The following is a 19,891-nucleotide window of genomic DNA, read 5'->3' on the forward strand; positions in this document are numbered from 1 at the left end:
TACTGTCGTGCTGTGGCAAGTCCAACCCGCGCGGCCGCCCGCTACCACGGTGACCAGGCCGCCTTGCCCGGGCAGCTGGACTTCGCGGTCAACGTACGCGCCGGGGCGCCACCGGACTGGCTGACCGCGCGGTTGGCTGCCCGGCTGGCCGATCTGGGCCGCTATCCCAGCGCGGCCGACGAGCGGCGCGCGGTCTCGGCAGTCGCGGTCCGGCACGGCCGTCGTGAGTCCGACGTTGCGCTGCTCGCCGGCGGTGCCGAGGGTTTCGCGCTGCTGGCGGAGCTACGGCCGCGGCTGGCCGCGCTGGTCGCGCCGTCGTTCACCGAACCGGAGGCCGTCCTGACCGCCGCGGGGGTGCCTGTTCACCACGTGGTGCTGGGACCGCCCTTCGGGCTCTCCGATGCCGCTCTACCGGACGACGCCGACCTCGTGGTGGTGGGCAACCCGACCAATCCGACCGGGGTGCTGCACTCCCGTGAGGACATCCTCGCGTTGCGGCGGCCCGGGCGCCTGGTGGTGGTCGACGAGGCGTTCGCCGATGCCGTCCCCGGTGAGCCGGAGTCGCTGGCCGGCGACGCGCTGCCCGATGTGCTGGTGCTGCGGAGCCTGACCAAGACGTGGGCGCTCGCCGGACTCCGGGTCGGGTACGCACTTGGCGCGCCCGGGGTGCTGGCCCGCCTCACCGCCCGGCGTGCCCACTGGCCGCTGGGCACGTTGCAGCTGGAGGCGATCGCTGCGGTTAACGCACCGGCGGCGATCGCCGCAGCCGAAGCCCGAGCCCGCGAGCTGGCGGCGCTGCGCACCGAGATGACCGCCGCTCTGCGTGCCCTGGGCCTCGATGTGGTCGCCGGGGCGGCCCCGTTCGTGCTCTTCGCCGTGCCGGATGCGGAGCTGATGCGAAAGCATCTGGAAAGCAAAGGTATTGCCGTGCGGCGCTGCGATACCTTCGTTGGCCTACCGGGTCACTACCTGCGGGCTGCGGTTCGGGCGGAGTGGCCGGTACTGGTGGACGCGGTGACGGAGGTGTTGAGATGAGCACGCGGTTGCCCGGCGTCAGACTGGCTGATGTCATCACAGTGCTGGACGCCGCGTATCCGCCGGGGTTGGCGCAGGACTGGGATTCCGTTGGCTTGGTGTGCGGTGACCCCGACGAGACAGTCGAATCGGTGACTATCGCGGTCGACGCCACGGCCGCCGTTGTGTCTGAGATACCTGAGCGCGGCCTGCTGCTGGCCCACCATCCACTGCTGCTGCGTGGGGTGGACACGGTCGCTGCAAGCACCGCCAAAGGTGCGCTGCTGCACCACCTGATCCGTACCGGCCGCGCCTTGTTCACCGCGCACACCAACGCCGATTCGGCCTCACCCGGTGTGTCCGACGCGCTGGCCGAAGCGCTCGGGTTGCGGGTGGAGAGCGTGCTTGAACCCGTGGCGGCCGGACCGAACCTGGACAAGTGGGTCGTGTTCGTCCCGGCATCTGACGCCGCTGCGGTGCGTGCCGCGCTGTTCGCCGCGGGCGCCGGGTGTATCGGTGACTATTCGCAGTGCAGCTGGAGTGTTGCCGGGACCGGACAGTTCCTGCCACACGACGGCGCTGATCCGGCGATCGGTCAGGTCGGCACCGTCGAGCAGGTGGTCGAGGACCGGGTCGAGGTGATCGCGCCGTCACGGCTGCGGGCGGGCGTCCTGGCCGCAATGCGCGCCGCACATCCGTACGAGGAGCCTGCCTTCGACATCATTGCGCTGGCACCTGTTCCCGGGGATGTTGGGCTGGGTCGGATCGGCACGTTGCCGAACCCGGAGTCGTTGTCGGCGTTCGTATCCCGGGTGCGTGCGGCGCTGCCCGCCACCTCGTGGGGAGTGCGGGCGTCAGGCGATTCGGCGGCCATGGTGTCGCGGGTTGCGGTCTGCGGGGGAGCAGGGGATTCCCTGCTCGGTGTGGTCGATGCGGCGGGGGTCCAGGCCTATGTCACTGCGGACCTGCGCCATCACCCCGCCGATGAACACCGCAGGTCCTCAGATGTGGCCCTGGTCGATGTCGCGCACTGGGCCAGCGAGTTTCCGTGGTGCTCCCAGGCGGCAGAGGTGCTGCGCGGGCACTTCGGTGATGCGCTGCCGGTGCGGGTCTGCGGTGTGCGTACCGATCCATGGAATATCGAGAGTCGAGCGTAGGGAGTCAAGAATATGAAAGCTGCAGTATCCCAACAGCGTTCGCTTCTGGAGCTGACCGAGGTGGATGCCGAGCTGGGCCGCATCGCCCATCGCGCCAAGAATCTGGCCGAGCAGAAGCGGCTCCAAGAGGCGCAGGCCGAGCACAGTGTTGCCAACGACCGGCTGGCCGCACTGGGGATTGCGCTGGAGGATCTGGGCACCCAGGTGGCCAAGTTCGAAACCGAGATCGACTCGGTCCGTCAGCGCGAAGACCGCGACCGTGCGCTGCTCGACAGTGGAGCGGTTGCGGCCAAGCAGGTCACCGAGGTTCAGCACGAGCTGGAGACCTTGCAGCGCCGGCAGGCCAGCCTGGAAGATTCCCTGCTGGAAATCATGGAGCGCCGCGAAGAGTTGCTCTCCCAGCAGTCCGATCAGCTGGCCCGGATCGACGAACTACAGACCAAGCTGTCCGAGGCCCAGCATGCACGCGACGGCGTCATGGTGGAACTCGATCAGACGCGCGAGGTGTGCCAGACCCGACGGGCGGCGCTGGTGGAGGTGATCGACGCCGAACTCGTCGGGCTCTATGAGCGGCAGCGGGCCGGTGGTGGTGCCGGCGCCGGGGCGCTGCAGGGCCGACGGTGTGGGGCGTGCCGAATCGAGATCGACCGCGGCGAGATCGCCCGTATCACCGCAGCGGCCGATGACGACGTGCTGCGCTGTCCCGAGTGCGGCGCGATCCTGTTGCGGGTCAAACCGTGAAAGTCCTCGTGGAGGCCGACGGCGGAGCGCGGGGCAATCCCGGGCCGGCCGGCTACGGGGCGGTGGTGTTCACCGCCGATCATGCCTCGGTACTGGCCGAGCGCAATGAGTTCATCGGCGTTGCCACCAACAATGTCGCGGAGTACCGCGGTCTGATCGCAGGCCTGGAGGCGGCCGCTGCCGCAGGGGCCAACGAGGTCGCGGTATCCATGGACTCCAAGCTCGTGGTCGAGCAGATGTCGGGCCGGTGGCGCGTCAAACATCCGGATCTGGCTGTGCTGCAACGGGAAGCAGCAGCACTGGCGGCACGTTTCGACCAGGTGAACTACACCTGGATTCCGCGGGCGAGTAACGCCTACGCCGACCGGCTGGCGAACGCGGCGATGGACGCCGGTACCGGGAAACCGACTGCCACCGAGAAATCCGCTGCAACAGGAAGATCCGCGGTCCAGCCCGCCCCGCCGGGCTGGACCGGCGCCACTGGAGCGCCGACGCGGCTGCTGTTGCTGCGGCACGGGGAGACCGGATTGTCCGCCGGGCGGCGGTATTCCGGACGAGGCAACCCGGCGCTGACCGAGCTCGGCCACCGCCAGGCCGACGCGGCGGCTCGCTATCTCGGTTCGCTCGGTGGGATTTCCGCCGTGGTGACCTCGCCGCTGCAACGGGCCTACGACACCGCTGCGACCACCGCCAAGGCCCTCGGCCTCGACGTCATCGTCGACGACGACCTCATCGAGACCGATTTCGGCGCCTGGGAGGGACTGACGTTCGCCGAAGCGGCGCAACGTGATCCGGAAGTACACCGGCGGTGGCTGCGTGACACCAGCGTGGAGCCGCCCGGTGGGGAGAGTTTCGACGCTGTCGCCGACCGGGTGCGGCGGGCATGCAATCGGATCATCGCCGAGCACGGCGCGACCACGGTGTTGGTGGTGTCGCACGTGACGCCGATCAAGACCGTGCTGCGGCTCGCACTCGACGCCGGCGAGGGCATCCTCTACCGGCTGCACCTCGACCTGGCGTCGTTGTCGATCGCCGAGTTCTACGATGACGGTGCGTCGTCGGTACGGCTGGTGAACCAAACCGCCTACCTCTGACGATCTCTAGGCGTGCAGATGGAGTTGCTCGCCGTGTGGGCCGAAGATCGTGATGGCCTCGACCGGGCCGTCGACCACTCCGAACCAATGCGGCGTCCAGGTGGAAAACTCCACTGCTTCACCGGGTTTGACGGTGAAATCCTGCTGACCGAGGATGAGCCGAAGCTGCCCGGACAGCACGTACATCCAGTCGCGGCCCTCGTGGACGGGAAACTCGTCGGGTGGTTTTTTACGGCGGGGGCTGATCCGGATCTTGAAGGCGTGCAGTCCGCCGGCTGGGCCGTGTCGGGTCAGTGGCCAGTAGGTGATGTCGTGGTGGGTGTGCGAGCTGCCTTTGACGCGTGGGTCTTCCGTCTGGGGAGCACGCAGCAGATCGTCGGTGGTGACCGACAGTGCTGTCGCCAACCGGGGCAGGTGGTCCAGGGCCAGCCGGCGCTTGCCAGATTCCAGCCGGCTCAGCGTCGACACGTCGAGCTGAGCTCGCGTGGCGACATCCTCCAGCGTCAGCCCCCGTTCCCGGCGTAGTTCACGGAGCCGGCGGCGGACCAGTGCGTCGACGTCATCCTCGGCAGAATTTGCCTGCATGGCAAATCAGCTTGGCAGATCTGCCAGTGTTGGGCAAGCTCTGGATATGGACGATTCCTGGGATTGTGTCATTGTCGGCGGCGGTGCGGCCGGGTTGAGTGCCGCGCTGGTGCTGGGCCGGGCTCGCAGGCGCACACTGCTGATCGACGCCGGAGCGCAAAGTAATTCAGCGGCGCACGGGGTCGGGGGATTGCTCGGTCACGACGGGCGTCCACCCGCCGAGCTGTACGCCGCGGGCCGCTCCGAGCTCGCGTCGTATCCGACGGTCCGGGTGCTGGACAGCGACGTCGCGACGGCACGCCGCACCGACGGGGTGTTCGATGTGCGGCTCAACACGGGCCAGACCGAGTCGGCACGGCGCGTGCTGCTGGCCACCGGAATGGACTACCAGGTTCAGGAGTTGCCGGGCATGGCTGAACTCTGGGGCCGCTCGGTGTTTCACTGCCCGTTCTGTCACGGCTGGGAGGTCGCCGATCAGCCGCTGGGGGTGCTGGCCCGTGGGGAACGCGCGATTCACCTCGCGCTGCTGTTGCGGAACTGGAGCCAGGACATCGTGGTGTTGACCGATGGCCCAGCCGAATTCGACGAGGACGAGCTGCGCAGGTTCGCCGCTTCCGGAGTGCGGATCGATGAGCGTGCCGTGGTCGAACTGGAAAGCAATGCCGGTGAACTCGCAGCGATCCGGTTCGCCGATGGGCACCTGTTGCCGCGGCGCGGCCTACTGGTCGCCGCGACGCTTCGGCAGCGCTCAGCGCTGGCCGAACAACTCGGGGTGGAAACCGCGGCCGGCCGGGTCGCCGTCGACGCTGTCGTGGTCGATCCGCTCGGACGAACTTCGGTCCCCGGGGTTTTCGCCGCAGGCGATCTCACCGGCCAGATGCCGCAGGTGGCTGCGGCGATAGCGGCAGGTTCGGCGACTGCCACAGCGGTGGTGCAGAGTTTGGCTGCCGACGAATTCGGGCTGCCTTTTCCTGAGTGGAGTCAACATGTCAACGCCTGAGGTGCAACAGTTCTGGGAAGACCACTACGGAGCCAAGGAGCGGATCTGGAGTGGGCGGGTCAACCAGCAGCTCGCGGCCATCGTCGCCGATCTACCACCGGGGCGCGCGCTCGATCTGGGTTGTGGCGAAGGAGGTGACGCCATGTGGCTAGCCGAACGCGGTTGGCAGGTGGTGGGCGTCGACATCTCGCCGACCGCACTGGAACGGGCGTCCGTAGACGCCGCGGAACGTGGGGTGGCAGAACGGATTTCGTTCGAACGCCACGACTTGTCCGAATCGCTTCCGGCCGGCCCGTTCGACCTCGTGTCGGCGAGCTTTCTGCAGTCCCCGCTGCCATGGGATCGGGCCCGGCTGCTGCGCCGTGCGGCCGAAGTGGTCGACCGCGGCGGCCGGCTGGTCATCGTCGATCACGGTGCCGCACCCCCGTGGGCACCCGCGCATGTGCATGAATTTCCGTTCCCCACCGCTGGCGAGGTTATCGACGAGTTGGATCTTCCTGCCGGCCAATGGCGGCGGCTCCAGGCGGACGCGGTCGAGCGTGAGGCCACCGGGCCCGACGGGCAGCACGGCATGCTCGTGGACAATGTGATCGTGCTGCGGCGCATGAGCTGAGCCTGGTGTCGGGGGTTGCGGGTAGCATCGCTCATATGTTCGATATTACCGAGTTGGCGCAGGTCAGCCAGGATGCTGACGAGGCGGCGCTGCATCGGCGGATCGAGGAACTTGAGCGGACGAAGTCGGCGGCGGCTGCCGGACAGGCTCGGTGCGCAGTTTTGTTGGACGAGAAACGTCGCGCCGACGAGGCGGCCGCAGGAGTGCCGAGGGCCAAACGGGGTCGAGGGGTGGCCTCGGAGATTGCGCTGGCTCGTCACGATTCGCCGACGCGCGGCAGTCGACATCTCGGGTTCGCCAAGGCGCTGGTCTACGAGATGCCGCACACCCTGGGCGCGTTGGAGTCCGGTGCACTGTCGGAGTGGCGGGCCACGTTGATCGTGCGGGAGTCGGCATGCCTGACCGTGGAGGACCGGCGCGCCTTGGACGCCGAGATGTGTGGCGATGTCGCCCAGCTCGAAGGTATGGGGGACAAGCGGATTGAGGCGCAGGCCAAGACAATTGCCTATCGTCTGGATCCGCACGCCATCGTCGACCGGGCGGCGAAGGCGGCAGAAGATCGAACAGTCACGATCCGGCCGGCACCCGACGCCATGACGGTCGTGCGGGTGCTACTACCTGTGGCACAGGGCGTCGGTGTGTACGCAGCGTTGAAGCGTGCCGCCGACTCCACTTTCGACGACCGAACCCGCGGTCAGGTAATGGCGGATACGGTGGTGGACCGCGTGACCGGCCACCCCGCTCAAATGCCCGAACCAGTCGCAGTCAATCTGATCATTTCCGATCAAACTCTGCTCGGTGACGACGACAGTCCGGCGGTGGTCGAAGGATACGGGCCCGTGCCTGCGGCAGTGGCTCGCTCCCTCGTGAGCGACGCGGTAACCGACGAGCGGTCGCGGGCGACGCTGCGGCGGCTCTACCGGCATCCGAAGTCCGGTGCGTTGGTGGCGATGGAGTCACGGTCGCGGCTGTTCCCCAAGGGCCTGGCGAAATTCATCGGGTTGCGGGACCAGACCTGCCGAACCCCATACTGCGATGCGCCGATCCGGCACCGCGACCACGCACAGCCCCACGCCGGCGGCGGCCCGACCAGTGCCCTCAACGGCCTCGGTGAGTGTGAACGGTGCAATTACGTCAAGGAGTCACCGAGATGGAACGTGACCACCGATGACGAAAACGGTGTTCATACCGCTGAATTCGTGACTCCCACCGGTGCGTGCTACCGCTCGACCGCGCCGCCGCCACCGGGGCCCGTCGAGGTGTACGAAAGCGTGACCGAACTACAGGTCGCGATCGAGTTCGCGCGGTGCGCACCGGCGGCCTAGTCTCAACCACTGCGGATAATGGGCCGGTGGTACCTGTGGCATGGGGCTGAGGGTACGGTGATCTGCGCGAACGAGTTGGCCAGGCGGCCGCGGCACCTTCGGGTGTCGAGGAAAGTCCGGACTTCACAGAGCAGGGTGATTGCTAACGGCAATCCGAGGTGACTCGCGGGAAAGTGCCACAGAAAACAGACCGCCAGAAATGGTAAGGGTGAAACGGTGCGGTAAGAGCGCACCAGCACTCCGGGTGACCGGGGTGGCTAGGCAAACCCCACCCGAAGCAAGGCCAAGAAGGCTGCAACCTGGTTGCGGCCGCGCAGGTGTTTGAGGGTTGCTCGCCCGAGCCTGCGGGTAGGCCGCTTGAGGCAACCGGCGACGGTGTGTCCAGATGGATGGTCGCCGCCTCACCGGTAGCCCCGGTGAGGAACAGAATCCGGCTTACCGGCCAACTCGTTCGCCCACTAGTGACGCTTGTGGACCGCCCTGTCGAGGCGCTTGAGCGCGTCGTCGAGCTGTGCGCGAGACTGCTGCGCGATGTCGTCCTCTAGCCGATACAGCAGACCGTAGGTGAACGTGTCCTCGCCGGCGGTGTGCGCCGCCTCGGCCTGCGCGCTCAGGTGGGTTCGGCTGACCACGCTGTCTTGGTGGTCACCGAGCAAGGTCTGGATGACCTTGGCGCGCTCGGATACCTTGACGTCCCCCGTGGCCGCCGCAGTGTAGCGAAGCCGCTTGGCGCCCTTGCGGATCCGGTGCAGTGCCTCATTGTGGTCATCGTGTTCAGGGTCGCCAGCCTCGGCGGCTGCTTTGGCGGCTTTGCGGACTCGCTTGTAAGCCGAGTCGATGGTCAACGGGGCATGCTCTTCGCCCACTTCGGTCGGGGGCTGCGCGACCACGAGCTCCTCCAGCGTGTCGAGCAGCCGGAAGTAACGCTGTGAACGCATCGCGAGCAGTGCGCGTTTCCACCCCGCGGCGTAGCGCCGGTTGGCGCCGTCCACCAGCCGCTGCCGCACCGGACCGCGCACGAGTTCCGCGGGCAGCGCGTCGAGCGAGCGCTGATAGCGCTCGGCGAGCACCTCGGCGTCACGGGCCACGCCCAGTACGGCGGCCAGCTTGCGCAGCTCATCGAGGACCCAGCCGTCGTCGGCCAGCGGAAATGAGTCCTTGGACTCCTGCAGCAGGCTGCGGATCTTGCGCGTCGTCACCCGCATCTGGTGCACCGAGTCATAGGTGTCGGCGCGCACCGCGCGGTCCCACACCAGCAGCTGGTCGATCTGCTCGGCGATGGCGCGGTGGATCGGATCGGCCGGCGCGGCAGGCAGCTCGGCGGCCTCGCCCGCCGAGTCCAGCACCCGGGCCAGCTTGGACCCGTGCCCTGCGAGCTGGGCGCCGGCGTCGAACAAACGATGTGCCAACCGATCCAACAGGTCGGGTTCGGGCTGCTGCGTGAGCAGTTCCAGCTCCCACTCCCGCCACTGCTGTTCGTCGCCGTCTCCGGCGGAGGCGGTCACCTGGTCGTCGCAGAATTCCGCCAACGCGGTGTCGCCCTGCCCATAGAGGACGTCGATGTTGCGCCGGTTGGTGATCCGCGCGACCGGTCTAAGCGGCCTCTCCCGGACAATCGCCAGCACGATGTCGAGCAGCTCCTCGGGCACCGTGTCGTCGGAAAGGCCGAGTGGGGAATGCACCTCTGTACGGGCATCCGGGCCGGCGGGCAGTTTGAGATGCCAACCCGCGTCGGTGCCACCGGTCCTGCGGCGCAGCGTGATCCGGTGTGCGGCGAGGTCTCGGTTCGGAGTGTCGAAATATACGGCGTCGAGCAGCTGCTCGGGCACCCGCTCGACCCGCGCCACCAGCGACAATCCAGCGAAGGAGGGTGCGACAGTGTGCTCGGTGACCTCGAATTTCCGCTCGACCTCGGTGTGGCGGGTCGGTTTTTTGGGGGCCATGTTCACCTTCGCTGTGCACCGGAATCGGATGCCATAAGCCTGCCACACCGCGCCCGAGAAAAATCAGAAGCTGTGCTCTTCGGCCGGGAATACTCCCGCCGCCACCTCATCCGCGTATTGCGTTGCGGCACGGTGCAGTTCGCCACCGACATCACCAAATCGCTTGACGAACTTGGCGGTTTTGCCGCTGGTGAGCCCGGCCATGTCCTGCCACACCAACACCTGGGCGTCACAGTTGGGCCCCGCGCCGATGCCGACCGTGGGAATGGTCAGCTTGCCGGTGATCTGAGTCGCCAACTCTGCGGGCACCATCTCCAGCACCACGGCGATCGCGCCGGCCTCTGCCACCGCGATCGCGTCGTGGACGGTCTGATCACCCGCGTCGCCGCGGCCCTGCACCCGGAATCCGCCCAGCCCGTTGATACTTTGCGGAGTGAACCCGATGTGCGCGACCACTGGAATGCCGGCCTGCGACAGCGTCGAGATCTGCTCGGCCATCCGCTCGCCGCCCTCCAACTTCACGGCCTGGGCGCCGGTCTCCTTCATGAACCGGATCGCGGTGGCCAGCGCTTGCGCCGGGCCGCTCTCGTAGCTGCCGAAGGGCAGGTCGGCCACCACCAACGCGTGCGGCGCACCTTTGACGACAGCGCGCACCAACGGGATCAGCTCGTCGATGGAAATCGGGATGGTGGTGTCATAGCCGTACACCACGTTTGCAGCAGAGTCGCCGACGAGCAGCACGGGGATGCCCGCCTCGTCGAAGACGCGTGCGCTGGAGTAGTCGTAGCAGGTGAGCATCGCCCACTTGTGGCCTTCGGACTTCCATTTCTGAAGCGTCAGAGTGCGGACCTTGGTGCGGATCGCGGTAGTAGACGTGGCGCGGGGCTTGTCTCCGGCGGAGTCGGCAGCACCGTACACAGCTTGTTCAGACATCGTTGTCCCTCGTAACAGTCGGTTCGAATCCTCGAGGCCGCTGCGCGGTCCCCGGGTTCGTGTGACGTTTGTCAGTCTGCCACCAGCGCCGACGAAGGTAAAAGGCGCCGCTGAGTGGATTTGCTCACAGCGGGCCGTCGGCTGAATCTCGACCACCCGGTGTAGGTGGAGGGGGGTCGGCGGCGCATCCACCTGTCCGAGTCGTTTGTGTGCCATTGAGCAGTGGGGCCAGCCTGCGACGATATGCCGTCATGGCAGCATGTGGTGCCATGAAGGTCAGGTTCTCCGTCGGTGCACTGCTGGCGGTCGCGCTACTGGCGATCGCGGGCTGTACCCAGGTGATCGACGGTCGGCCCAGGGTCGCGATGCCCAGGCCGGGCACGCCCGTGCAGTGGCTGCCGTGCTCGGCCGGGTCCGGCGACAACGTCAGCATCCCGGCGGGAGCCGAGTGCGGGCTGCTGTCGGTGCCGGTCGATTACAGCAAGCCCGATGGTGACGTCGCGTTGATCGCCATGATCCGATTCCCGGCCACCGGCCAGAAAATCGGCTCGCTGGTGATCAACCCGGGCGGCCCCGGTGAATCCGGCGTGGAGTCCGCGGTGTCGCTGGTGCCGAGCCTGCCTCAGTCGGTGCGGGAACGGTTCGACCTCGTCGGGTTCGACCCGCGCGGGGTGAACTTGTCGAATCCGGCGCTGTGGTGCAACTCCGACGCCGACAACGACCGGATGAGAGCTGACCCGACGGTGGACTACACCCCGGAGGGAGTGGCGCATCTGGAGAGCGAGACCAAGGCGTTCGTCCAGCGCTGCGTCGACAAGATGGGCATCGACTTCCTGGCCAACGTCGGAACCCACAACGTCGCCAAAGATCTCGACGCCATCCGCGCCACGCTGGGGGACGACAAACTGACCTACCTTGGCTACTCGTACGGCACCCGGATCGGTTCGGAATACGCCGAGCAGTTCCCGCAGCGAGTCCGCGCCATGATTCTCGACGGCGCGGTCGACCCCAATGCCGATCCGGTGGAGGCCGACATTCGCCAGGCCGCGGCGTTCCAGAAGGCCTTCGACGATTACGCCGCCGATTGCGCCAAGAGCCCGGACTGCCCGCTGGGCACCGACCCGGCCAAGGCCACCGACGTCTACAAGAGCCTGGTCTACCCGCTGGTCGAACACCCGGCGAAGACCCGGGATCCGCGTGGCCTCGGCTACAGCGACGCCATCGTCGGCACCATCCTGCCGCTGTACTCACCGAACCTGTGGCGACACCTCACCGACGCGCTCACGGGCATCAAGAACGGCAACGGTGATCTCATGCTCGCCCTGGCCGACCTGTACATGGGTCGGGATGCCAAGGGGCACTATAACAATTCGACCGATGCCCGGGTGGCGGTCAACTGCGTGGACGAACCAGCGGTCACCGACCGGGCCACGGTCGTCGAGGAGGACCGTCGGCTGCGCGAGGTCGCCCCGTTCATGAGCTACGGCGAGTTCACCGGGCACGCCCCGCTGGGTACCTGTGCATTCTGGCCGGTACCGCCGACGAGCACACCGCACAAGATCTCTGTCCCGGGATTGCCTCCGGTGCTGGTGGTTTCGACGACCAACGACCCGGCCACGCCCTATCAGGCGGGGGTGGATCTCGCACAGCAACTCGGTGGCGGCCTGCTGACCTTCGACGGCACCCAGCACACCGTGGTGTTCCAGGGCGACAAGTGCGTCGATGACATCGCCGCGACCTATCTGATCGACGTGAAACTGCCGCCGCCGGACTCTCGCTGCTGATCTTCAGGGCCTAGGTCACCGTAGGGTTGCCGATTGGTCTCCGCTCGGTGTCCGCCGCCGGTCGACCATCCGCGGTGTGGGAGCATGTCAGCCGTGCGGTGGGTGGGAGCGATGCTGACAGTGATGCTCGCGGTCACCTGCCCCGTGGCCCATGCGACGCCCGATGGCGCGGCCGAGACACCGTACGGGCAGCCGCCCGTCTGGGGAAGTTGCGCACCGTGGGTAGACGCGTCGACCATCCCGACCGCGCAGTGCGGCACCGTCACGGTGCCTGTGGACTGGAACGATGCTGCGAATCCGCAAGGCGCACAAGCACAATTGGCCGTGATCCGGATCCCCGCCAGCGGCGAGAAGATCGGCACGCTGATGGTGAACCCCGGAGGTCCGGGCGCATCGGCCGTCAACACGGTCGCCGGAATGGGTGCGGCGTTGGCCGACACCGACATCGGCCGCCGATTCGATCTGGTCGGATTCGACCCGCGCGGCGTCGGGCACTCCACCCCGCAGCTGCGGTGCCGCACCGACGCCGAGTTCGATGCCTACCGGCGCGAGCCGATGGTCGACTACAGCCCGGCCGGGGTGGCCCACATCGAAGGGCTGTACCGGCAGCTTGCCCAGCAGTGCCTCGATCGCATGGGGGCGCCGTTCCTGGCCAACATCGGCACCGCATCGACGGTGCTCGACATGGATGCCGTCCGCGCGGCGCTCGGTGAGCAGCAGATCAACTATCTCGGGTTCTCCTACGGGACCCAGCTGGGCGCGGCCTATGCCGCAAAGTTCGGCGATCGGGTGCGGACCATGGTGCTCGACGGCGCCGTCGACTCGAGCCTGGACCCGATCACCAAGAACATCCGCCAGATGGCCGCTTTCCAAAAGGCCTTCGACGCCTATGCGGCCGACTGCGCGCAATCGTCCGGATGTCCGCTGGGCACCGACCCGACCCAGTTCGTCGCTCGCTACCACCAACTCGTCGATCCGCTGGTGGAGCATCCCGCGGCGACGTCGGACCCCCGTGGCCTGAGCTACCAGGACGCCACCACCGGGACCGGGAACGCGCTCTACTCGGCGCGGTACTGGCTCTACCTCACCAGCGGCCTGCTCGGGCTGCAGCGCGGCACCGACCCCGGCGACCTCCTAGTGCTCGCCGACGACTACCAGCACCGCGACAGTGCGGGTCACTACTCCAACCTGCAGGACGCGTTCACCGCGATCCGCTGTGTCGACGCGCAATACCCGACCGATCCGGCGGTGTGGGCCGACGCCGACCGGCGCATCCGGGCGGTGGCACCGTTCCTGTCCTACGGCCAGTTCACCGGTTACGCGCCGCGCGACATCTGCGCGCTGTGGCCCGTGCCGCCGACATCGACACCGCATGCGTTGCACGGTCTCGGACCGGGACGGATCGTCGTGGTATCGACGACGGGGGACCCGGCCACGCCGTATCAGGCCGGGGTCGACCTGGCGCGGCAACTCGACGCGGCGCTGGTGACCTTCAACGGTTCCCAGCACACCGTGGTGTTCAACGGCAACGCCTGCGTGGACACGTCGGTGCTCCGCTTCTTCGTCGACCAGGTATCTCCGCCCAACGGGTTGCAGTGCTGAGTGCCTGTCGTGGCGCCGATCAGCTCGCGCGGTAGGTCACCATCTCGCGGGACAGCAGCCCGCGCAGCCGGGGTTCGCGGCTGCACGCCGCGGCGAATACCGTCAGCAATGCCCAGCTCGTCACTGCACTGAGCAGCACCAGCACAAACGCAGCCCAGTCGCCACCCACGAGCTCGTCAGCCGCGGTCTGCCTGGACCACAGCCGCCAGTAGATCATCAGGTTCACCGTCAGGCCGACACCGTAAGACACTGCGAAGGAGAACAGGTAGGACCGCCAGGTGCCGTCATGCAGCCGTGCCGAGACCGGTTCCTGGCGCAGCGGGAACACCACCGACAGCACATTGCCGACACCCAGCCAGATGAACACCATGGTCAGCAGCTGATCGAACATCGCGATCGGATTGCCCTCCTGGGTGGCCGTCAGCACCGCGATCACCGGAAGTCCGGCACCGATCACCATCGCCGCAATCGCTAGGTTCTTGGTGACCAGGATCCGCCAGATGCTGCCACCGTCAGACAGGGCGTGGCGTACCCGCTCGGCTTCGAAACACAGGGCATTCGTGCAGATGACGCTGCCGACGACGGCCGAGAACAGGTACAGCGTGAGCCGGCCGGCGTCGTAGCGGGTCCAGCCCGTCAGATGGTAGAAGCCGACCAGCCCCAGTGCCGTGCCCAGCGTGATGACGACCCGCAGCAGGACCGTGCGTGGCCGGTCGAACACGATGTGGCGCACCTCGGCACCTACGTCGCGGCGCAGACCGTGCAGCACCGGCCCGATGTCCCGGATCACCCCGATCAGGCTGGCCTCCGGAATCACCCGATGCGCCAGCGCCACCTGTGTCACCGCTTCGGCAATCGCTGCGCGGGCCAGCCGTACCGCCACGACCACGTTGGCCGCGGCTTCCTCTGGAGTCGGTGTCAGCCCCCGGGTTGCCGACACGCCATGCGCGTAATCCTCGATGCGGGTGAGCCACTGCGGGCTGGCGCCGGCGGCGGCCACATCGCTTCGCGCGATCTGCGGCAGCAACGCCAGCTCGGTCGCCGCGCGCCTGGCCACCACCGCCAACGCGGCGTCGTCACCCCACTCGGCCGCGGTGGCCGCCGCGTCGACCTCGCGCAACGCCGCGGCCAGCGTCCGCAGCTCCTGCAAGGCTCCCAGCGATGGTTCCGGATGGGACGGGGAGTCGGTGCTCATGACATCACTGAATCACGTCCGGTTCTGTGCAACCGTTTTAACTGCGTAACACAGATTTAACAGCTAGTGCCTACGCTGCGGTCATGGACCGCCAGAAGGAATTTGTGCTGCGCACGCTGGAGGAACGCGACATCCGGTTCGTTCGGCTGTGGTTCACCGACGTGCTCGGATACCTCAAGTCCGTGGCGATCGCGCCCGCGGAACTCGAGGGAGCCTTCGAGGAAGGTATCGGGTTCGACGGCGCGTCGATCGAGGGGTTCGCCCGGGTTTACGAATCGGACACCGTGGCCCGGCCCGACCCGTCGACCTTCCAGGTGCTGCCGTGGACCACCAGCAATGGCCGGCACTATTCGGCGCGGATGTTCTGCGATATCACCATGCCCGACGGTTCGCCGTCATGGGCGGACTCCCGTCATGTGCTGCGCCGCCAGCTGGCCAAGGCCAGCGATCTCGGCTTCTCCTGCTACGTGCACCCGGAGATCGAGTTCTTCCTGCTGATGCCGGGACCGGACGACGGCTCCGTGCCGATACCCGCCGACAATGGCGGCTACTTCGATCAAGCCGTGCACGACGCGGCGCCGAACTTCCGCAGGCACGCCATCGAAGCACTGGAACAGATGGGCATCTCGGTGGAATTCAGCCACCATGAGGGCGCACCTGGCCAACAGGAGATCGACCTGCGCTACGCCGACGCGCTGTCGATGGCCGACAACGTGATGACGTTCCGTTACGTCGTCAAGGAGGTGGCGCTCGCCGCCGGCGTGCGAGCGTCATTCATGCCCAAACCGTTCGCCGAGCACCCGGGCTCGGCGATGCACACCCACATGAGCCTGTTCGAGGGTGAGACCAACGCCTTCCACAGCGCCGACGACCCGCTGCAGCTCTCCGAGGTGGCCAAGTCGTTCATCGCTGGCATCCTCGAGCACGCCAGCGAGATCAGCGCCGTGACCAACCAGTGGGTGAACTCGTACAAACGCCTGGTGCACGGGTATGAGGCGCCCACCGCAGCCTCCTGGGGTGCGGCCAACCGCTCGGCGCTTATACGGGTGCCGATGTACACCCCGCGCAAGGCCTCGTCGCGGCGCATCGAGGTGCGCAGCCCCGACTCGGCGTGCAACCCCTACCTGACCTTCGCGGTGCTGGTGGCGGCCGGGCTGCGGGGTGTGGAGAAGGGGTACGTGCTGGGGCCGCAGGCCGAGGACAACGTGTGGAACCTGACCCCCGAGGAACGCCGCGCCATGGGCTACCGTGAGCTGCCGTCCAGCCTCGGTAACGCGCTGCAGGTCATGGAGAACTCCGAGCTGGTCGCGGAAGCGTTGGGAGAGCACGTATTCGACTACTTCCTGCGCAACAAGCGTGCGGAGTGGGAAACCTACCGCAGCAACGTCACGCCTTACGAGCTCAAGACGTATCTGTCGCTGTAACGTCGAGGGCGTGGCCAAACCCGCTACCGAACGCCCGAAGCTGCCCAGTGTCGGCCGGCTCGGGTTGATGCAGCCGCAGGCGCCGGCAGCGCTGGATCGGCTTGGCTGGAACACCGACGAACACGTCGAACTGCTGTGGTCGCTGTCTCGCGCGCCGGACGCCGACGTGGCTCTGCTGGCCATGGTGCGTCTCGCCGACGCGCTCGGCGGCCACTGGGATGAGCTGAACTCCGAACTGCTCACAGACCGTGCGCTGCGGGGAAGGTTGTTCGGCGTCCTGGGCTCATCGGTGGCCCTCGGCGATCATCTGGTGGCACATCCGCAGTCGTGGCGACTGCTGGCCGGCGACGTGAAACTCCCGACCGCGCACGACTTGCACGCGGATTTCAACGCGGCCGCTGAGACAGTCGAAATTGCCAGGGGCACAACGACAGCCGTGCCGCCACTGCGGAATCTCTACCGGGACAGAATGCTGGTGCTGGCCGCGTTCGACGTGGCATCTACGGTGGAGAACGAACCGGTGCTGCCATTCGTCACCGTCGGGGCGCACCTGTCCGATCTGGCCGACGCCGCACTCGGTGCCGCCCTGACCGTGGCCACCCGGGTGGTGTGCGGAGACGGCCCGACCCCGCGGATCGCCATCATCGCGATGGGCAAATGCGGTGCGCGCGAACTGAATTACGTCAGCGATGTGGACATCATCTTCGTCGGGGAGGGCGCGAAGGAGGGAGCCGACGACAATCTCTCCACCGCGGCCAGGGTCGCCGGCGAAATGATGCGGTTCGCCGCGGAAGCCTTCTTCGAGGTCGATGCGGCACTGCGGCCGGAGGGCAAACGCGGCCAGCTGGTACGGACCTTGGAATCGCATGTCGTCTACTACCAGCGGTGGGCCAAGACCTGGGAGTTCCAGGCTCTGCTCAAAGCCCGTCCGGCGGCGGGCGATGCCGAACTGGGCAGGGCGTACACCGAGGCGTTGATGCCGATGGTGTGGACGGCGTGTGAGCGTGCGGATTTCGTACCCGAGGTACAGGCCATGCGGCGCCGGGTCGAGGAGCTGGTGCCCGCCGGGGTGCGCGCCCGCGAACTCAAACTCGGTACCGGTGGCCTGCGGGACGTCGAATTCGCAGTGCAGCTCTTGCAATTGGTGCACGGCCGTAACGACGAGTCGCTGCACGTGGCATCCACGATCGATGCGCTGACCATGCTGGCGGCAGGTGGATACATCGGGCGTGACGACGCCGCCAACATGACCGCGTCGTACGAGTTCCTGCGCTTGCTTGAGCACCGGCTGCAGCTGCAGCGGCTCAGGCGGACCCACATGCTGCCCGACGACGGTGACGACGAGGCCTACCGCTGGCTGGCCCGGGCTGCACACGTGCGCCCCGACGGCAGGCACGACGCCCAGGGGGTGCTGCGCGAGGAGCTCAAACGCCAGAGCATGCGGGTCTCCCGTCTGCACGCCAAGCTGTTCTACCAACCGCTGCTGGAATCGGTCGGTCAGCCTGCACTGGGCATCGGCGCCGGCATGGGTGCCAAGGCGGCTGAACGTCAGCTCGCCGCACTGGGTTACGAGGGCCCGCAGAGTGCGCTGACCCATCTGGCCGCCCTCACCGGGCAGAGCGGACGCCGGGGCCGGGTGCAACAGGTGCTGCTGCCAACCCTGCTGGACTGGCTGTCCGACACGCCGGATCCCGATGCCGGGCTGCTCGCCTACCGCAGGATCAGCGAGGAACTTGCCGAGCAGCGCTGGTACCTGCCCACACTGCGGGACGAAGGAGCGGTGGCCAAACGGCTGATGCAGGTGCTCGGCACCTCCGCCTACATCCCGGAGCTGTTGATGCGTGCCCCCGAGGTGATCCAGCTCTACGCCGACGGGCCAACCGGGCCGAAACTGCTTGAGGGCGACCCGGACAGCGTGGCGGGGGCGCTGGTGGCCTCGGCCGGCCGCCATGCCGACCCGGTGCGCGGTATCGCTGCCGCCCGTGCCCTGCGCCGCCGCGAGCTGGCGCGTATCGCGTCGGCCGATGTGCTCGGCCTGCTCGACCTCACCGATGTCTGCAATGCGCTGACCTCGGTGTGGGTCGCCGTGCTGCAAGCCGCGCTGGACGCGGTGATCCGTGCCAACACACCGGAATCCGGTGTACCCGCCCGCCTCGCGGTGATCGGTATGGGCCGGCTCGGCGGCCGCGAGCTCGGCTACGGCTCGGACGCCGACGTCATGTTCGTGTGCGAGCCGATAGGTGACGCCGCGGAATCGGTGGCCGTGAAATGGTCGGTGAGCATCGCCGAGCAGGTGCGCACGCTGCTGGGCACACCCAGCGCCGACCCGCCGTTGGAGGTCGACACCGGGCTGCGGCCCGAGGGGCGCAACGGTCCACTGGTGCGCACGCTGGCCTCCTACGAGGCGTACTACGCACAGTGGGCGCAGGCCTGGGAGATCCAGGCCTTACTGCGGGCGCACCGGGTGGCCGGCGACCTCGATCTCGGTGAACGGTTCCTGCTGATGGTCGACAAGACGCGGTATCCCGACGGTGGAGTGTCCGCGGAGGCGGTGCATGAGATCCGGCGTATCAAGGCCAGGGTGGATGCCGAGCGGTTGCCCCGCGGCGCGGACCCCAATACTCACACCAAGCTCGGGCGCGGCGGCTTGGCCGACATCGAGTGGACGGTGCAGTTGCTGCAGCTGCGCTACGCACACAAAGTGCCTGCGCTGCACAGCACTTCGACCTTGCAGACACTCGACGCCATCGGCGCGGCCGAGTTGGTCTCCGAAGGTGACGTCGACTTGCTGCGGCAGGCCTGGCTGACCGCGACGCGGGCGCGCAACGCTCTCGTGCTGGTACGCGGCAAGCCCACAGATCAGCTACCCGGGCCCGGACGTCAGCTCAACGCGGTGGCGCTGGCGGCCGGCTGGGGCAGCGACGATGGTGGCGAGTTCCTGGATAACTATCTGCGGGTGACGCGGCGGGCGAAGACGGTCGTCCGGAAGATTTTCGGCGGGTAGCCGAGCCCGTATCCGGCGCTGGTCTACCGTTTGGCCCGGACCGCGTCCAGCGCGTAGGCGCCGCCGCCGATCGTGACCAGCAGTAGGAAGCCGAAGCAGTACAGCACGGTGAGTTCGCCGCCATTCTCGATGGGCAGCAGGCCCCTGGGTTGATGCTGGGTGAAGTAAGCGAACGCCATCTCCCCGGAAGCGATGAACGCGGCGAGGCGGGTGAGCAAACCCGTCAGGATCAAAAGACCCAACACGAATTCGATGATCCCGGCGTACCAATACGGCCAGGTACCCACCGGCACCGCCGACCCGACGAGTTCACCTGCCTTGTTCGGCATTCCGACTGGCCATGCGAACAGCTTCTGCGCTCCGTGGATGGTGAAGAGGAGGCCGAACACGATGCGGAACAGGCTGATCACCGCGGGAGATGCGGTGTTCAGTCGAGTGTCCAGGTTGGTCGTCATGGGGTGACAATACGCGTGAACC

Annotated in this window: 16 protein-coding genes and 1 other RNA gene; 12 read left to right on the forward strand and 5 right to left on the reverse strand. The window is 67.4% G+C overall.

The genetic code is table 11. The annotated features are described in order from the left end of the window. The first annotated feature begins 12 nt into the window (after nucleotides 1-12). Genes cobC through B133_RS0104130 form a run of 4 tightly spaced genes read left to right on the forward strand, consistent with a single transcriptional unit; the run spans nucleotide 13 to nucleotide 4,006 of the window. The gene (gene cobC / locus B133_RS0104115; RefSeq protein WP_018599448.1) at nucleotides 13-1,035 is read left to right on the forward strand and encodes an Rv2231c family pyridoxal phosphate-dependent protein CobC; all 1,023 of its coding nucleotides are present in this window, start codon (nucleotides 13-15) and stop codon (nucleotides 1,033-1,035) included. After that, nucleotides 1,032-2,171, forward strand: coding sequence for a Nif3-like dinuclear metal center hexameric protein (locus tag B133_RS0104120; RefSeq protein ID WP_018599449.1), 1,140 nt, complete (start codon nucleotides 1,032-1,034; stop codon nucleotides 2,169-2,171). Before cobC ends, B133_RS0104120 begins: the two co-directional genes overlap by 4 nt. Before the next feature lie 12 nt (nucleotides 2,172-2,183). Beyond that, nucleotides 2,184-2,912: a zinc ribbon domain-containing protein gene (locus B133_RS0104125; RefSeq protein WP_018599450.1), complete on the forward strand. Its 729-nt coding sequence runs from the start codon at nucleotides 2,184-2,186 to the stop codon at nucleotides 2,910-2,912. After that, complete coding sequence (locus B133_RS0104130) at nucleotides 2,909-4,006, forward strand: bifunctional RNase H/acid phosphatase (protein WP_026255944.1); 1,098 nt, start codon at nucleotides 2,909-2,911, stop codon at nucleotides 4,004-4,006. The genes B133_RS0104125 and B133_RS0104130 overlap by 4 nt, the downstream gene beginning before the upstream one ends. Before the next feature lie 6 nt (nucleotides 4,007-4,012). On the opposite strand, the gene B133_RS0104135 is transcribed toward B133_RS0104130, so the two are convergent. After that, complete coding sequence (locus B133_RS0104135) at nucleotides 4,013-4,591, reverse strand: helix-turn-helix domain-containing protein (RefSeq protein WP_018599452.1); 579 nt, start codon at nucleotides 4,589-4,591, stop codon at nucleotides 4,013-4,015. Between the two features lie 46 nt (nucleotides 4,592-4,637). Here B133_RS0104135 and B133_RS0104140 point away from each other — a divergent pair, with 46 nt between their 5' ends. From B133_RS0104140 to rnpB, 4 genes are all read left to right on the forward strand, one after another. Next, the gene (locus B133_RS0104140) at nucleotides 4,638-5,591 is read left to right on the forward strand and encodes an NAD(P)/FAD-dependent oxidoreductase (RefSeq protein ID WP_018599453.1); all 954 of its coding nucleotides are present in this window, start codon (nucleotides 4,638-4,640) and stop codon (nucleotides 5,589-5,591) included. Beyond that, nucleotides 5,578-6,204, forward strand: a complete 627-nt coding sequence (locus tag B133_RS0104145) for a bifunctional 2-polyprenyl-6-hydroxyphenol methylase/3-demethylubiquinol 3-O-methyltransferase UbiG (RefSeq protein ID WP_018599454.1) — start codon at nucleotides 5,578-5,580, stop codon at nucleotides 6,202-6,204. The genes B133_RS0104140 and B133_RS0104145 overlap by 14 nt, the downstream gene beginning before the upstream one ends. 35 nt (nucleotides 6,205-6,239) lie before the next feature. Next, nucleotides 6,240-7,529, forward strand: coding sequence for a DUF222 domain-containing protein (locus tag B133_RS0104150; protein WP_018599455.1), 1,290 nt, complete (start codon nucleotides 6,240-6,242; stop codon nucleotides 7,527-7,529). A gap of 71 nt (nucleotides 7,530-7,600) precedes the next feature. Then, nucleotides 7,601-7,983, forward strand: an RNA gene (rnpB, locus tag B133_RS23415) — RNase P RNA component class A. A gap of 4 nt (nucleotides 7,984-7,987) precedes the next feature. Here the strand turns inward: rnpB and B133_RS0104155 are convergent. Together B133_RS0104155 and panB are read right to left on the reverse strand one after the other, a co-directional pair. Beyond that, complete coding sequence (locus B133_RS0104155; RefSeq protein WP_018599456.1) at nucleotides 7,988-9,472, reverse strand: CYTH and CHAD domain-containing protein; 1,485 nt, start codon at nucleotides 9,470-9,472, stop codon at nucleotides 7,988-7,990. Nucleotides 9,473-9,535: 63 nt separating this feature from the next. Continuing rightward, nucleotides 9,536-10,405 carry a 3-methyl-2-oxobutanoate hydroxymethyltransferase gene (gene panB / locus B133_RS0104160; protein WP_026255945.1) on the reverse strand — a complete coding sequence of 290 codons (870 nt, stop codon included), beginning with the start codon at nucleotides 10,403-10,405 and terminating at the stop codon, nucleotides 9,536-9,538. Nucleotides 10,406-10,674: 269 nt separating this feature from the next. On the opposite strand from panB, the gene B133_RS0104165 reads away from it, so the two are divergent. Then, nucleotides 10,675-12,189, forward strand: a complete 1,515-nt coding sequence (locus B133_RS0104165; protein WP_018599458.1) for an alpha/beta hydrolase — start codon at nucleotides 10,675-10,677, stop codon at nucleotides 12,187-12,189. Nucleotides 12,190-12,273: 84 nt separating this feature from the next. After that, a complete protein-coding gene (locus B133_RS0104170) occupies nucleotides 12,274-13,791 on the forward strand; it encodes an alpha/beta hydrolase (RefSeq protein ID WP_018599459.1) in 1,518 nt (505 codons plus the stop codon). 19 nt (nucleotides 13,792-13,810) lie between these two features. On the opposite strand, the gene B133_RS0104175 is transcribed toward B133_RS0104170, so the two are convergent. Then, nucleotides 13,811-14,986, reverse strand: a complete 1,176-nt coding sequence (locus tag B133_RS0104175) for a hypothetical protein (RefSeq protein WP_018599460.1) — start codon at nucleotides 14,984-14,986, stop codon at nucleotides 13,811-13,813. Between the two features lie 83 nt (nucleotides 14,987-15,069). On the opposite strand from B133_RS0104175, the gene B133_RS0104180 reads away from it, so the two are divergent. Further along, complete coding sequence (locus tag B133_RS0104180; protein WP_018599461.1) at nucleotides 15,070-16,410, forward strand: glutamine synthetase family protein; 1,341 nt, start codon at nucleotides 15,070-15,072, stop codon at nucleotides 16,408-16,410. A gap of 10 nt (nucleotides 16,411-16,420) precedes the next feature. Beyond that, complete coding sequence (locus tag B133_RS0104185; protein WP_018599462.1) at nucleotides 16,421-19,414, forward strand: bifunctional [glutamine synthetase] adenylyltransferase/[glutamine synthetase]-adenylyl-L-tyrosine phosphorylase; 2,994 nt, start codon at nucleotides 16,421-16,423, stop codon at nucleotides 19,412-19,414. A gap of 23 nt (nucleotides 19,415-19,437) precedes the next feature. Here the strand turns inward: B133_RS0104185 and B133_RS0104190 are convergent, their stop codons facing one another. After that, on the reverse strand, nucleotides 19,438-19,869 hold the full coding sequence (locus tag B133_RS0104190; protein ID WP_018599463.1) for a DoxX family protein: 432 nt from the start codon (nucleotides 19,867-19,869) through the stop codon (nucleotides 19,438-19,440). Between the last annotated feature and the right edge of the window lie 22 nt (nucleotides 19,870-19,891).

Origin of the sequence: Mycobacterium sp. 155 (assembly GCF_000373905.1) — a bacterium.
Classification (GTDB): domain Bacteria; phylum Actinomycetota; class Actinomycetes; order Mycobacteriales; family Mycobacteriaceae; genus Mycobacterium.

Bases quoted from the DNA above. Each gene is read 5' to 3' on its own strand.
- B133_RS0104120 (WP_018599449.1), top strand. From the start codon at position 1,032: ATGAGCACGCGGTTGCCCGGCGTCAGACTGGCTGATGTCATCACAGTG.
- B133_RS0104170 (WP_018599459.1), top strand. From the start codon at position 12,274: ATGTCAGCCGTGCGGTGGGTGGGAGCGATGCTGACAGTGATGCTCGCG.
- B133_RS0104125 (WP_018599450.1), top strand. From the start codon at position 2,184: ATGAAAGCTGCAGTATCCCAACAGCGTTCGCTTCTGGAGCTGACCGAG.
- B133_RS0104155 (WP_018599456.1), bottom strand. From the start codon at position 9,472: ATGGCCCCCAAAAAACCGACCCGCCACACCGAGGTCGAGCGGAAATTC.
- B133_RS0104165 (WP_018599458.1), top strand. From the start codon at position 10,675: ATGAAGGTCAGGTTCTCCGTCGGTGCACTGCTGGCGGTCGCGCTACTG.
- B133_RS0104150 (WP_018599455.1), top strand. From the start codon at position 6,240: ATGTTCGATATTACCGAGTTGGCGCAGGTCAGCCAGGATGCTGACGAG.
- panB (WP_026255945.1), bottom strand. From the start codon at position 10,405: ATGTCTGAACAAGCTGTGTACGGTGCTGCCGACTCCGCCGGAGACAAG.
- B133_RS0104145 (WP_018599454.1), top strand. From the start codon at position 5,578: ATGTCAACGCCTGAGGTGCAACAGTTCTGGGAAGACCACTACGGAGCC.
- B133_RS0104140 (WP_018599453.1), top strand. From the start codon at position 4,638: ATGGACGATTCCTGGGATTGTGTCATTGTCGGCGGCGGTGCGGCCGGG.
- B133_RS0104180 (WP_018599461.1), top strand. From the start codon at position 15,070: ATGGACCGCCAGAAGGAATTTGTGCTGCGCACGCTGGAGGAACGCGAC.
- B133_RS0104175 (WP_018599460.1), bottom strand. From the start codon at position 14,986: ATGAGCACCGACTCCCCGTCCCATCCGGAACCATCGCTGGGAGCCTTG.
- B133_RS0104135 (WP_018599452.1), bottom strand. From the start codon at position 4,591: ATGCAGGCAAATTCTGCCGAGGATGACGTCGACGCACTGGTCCGCCGC.
- B133_RS0104190 (WP_018599463.1), bottom strand. From the start codon at position 19,869: ATGACGACCAACCTGGACACTCGACTGAACACCGCATCTCCCGCGGTG.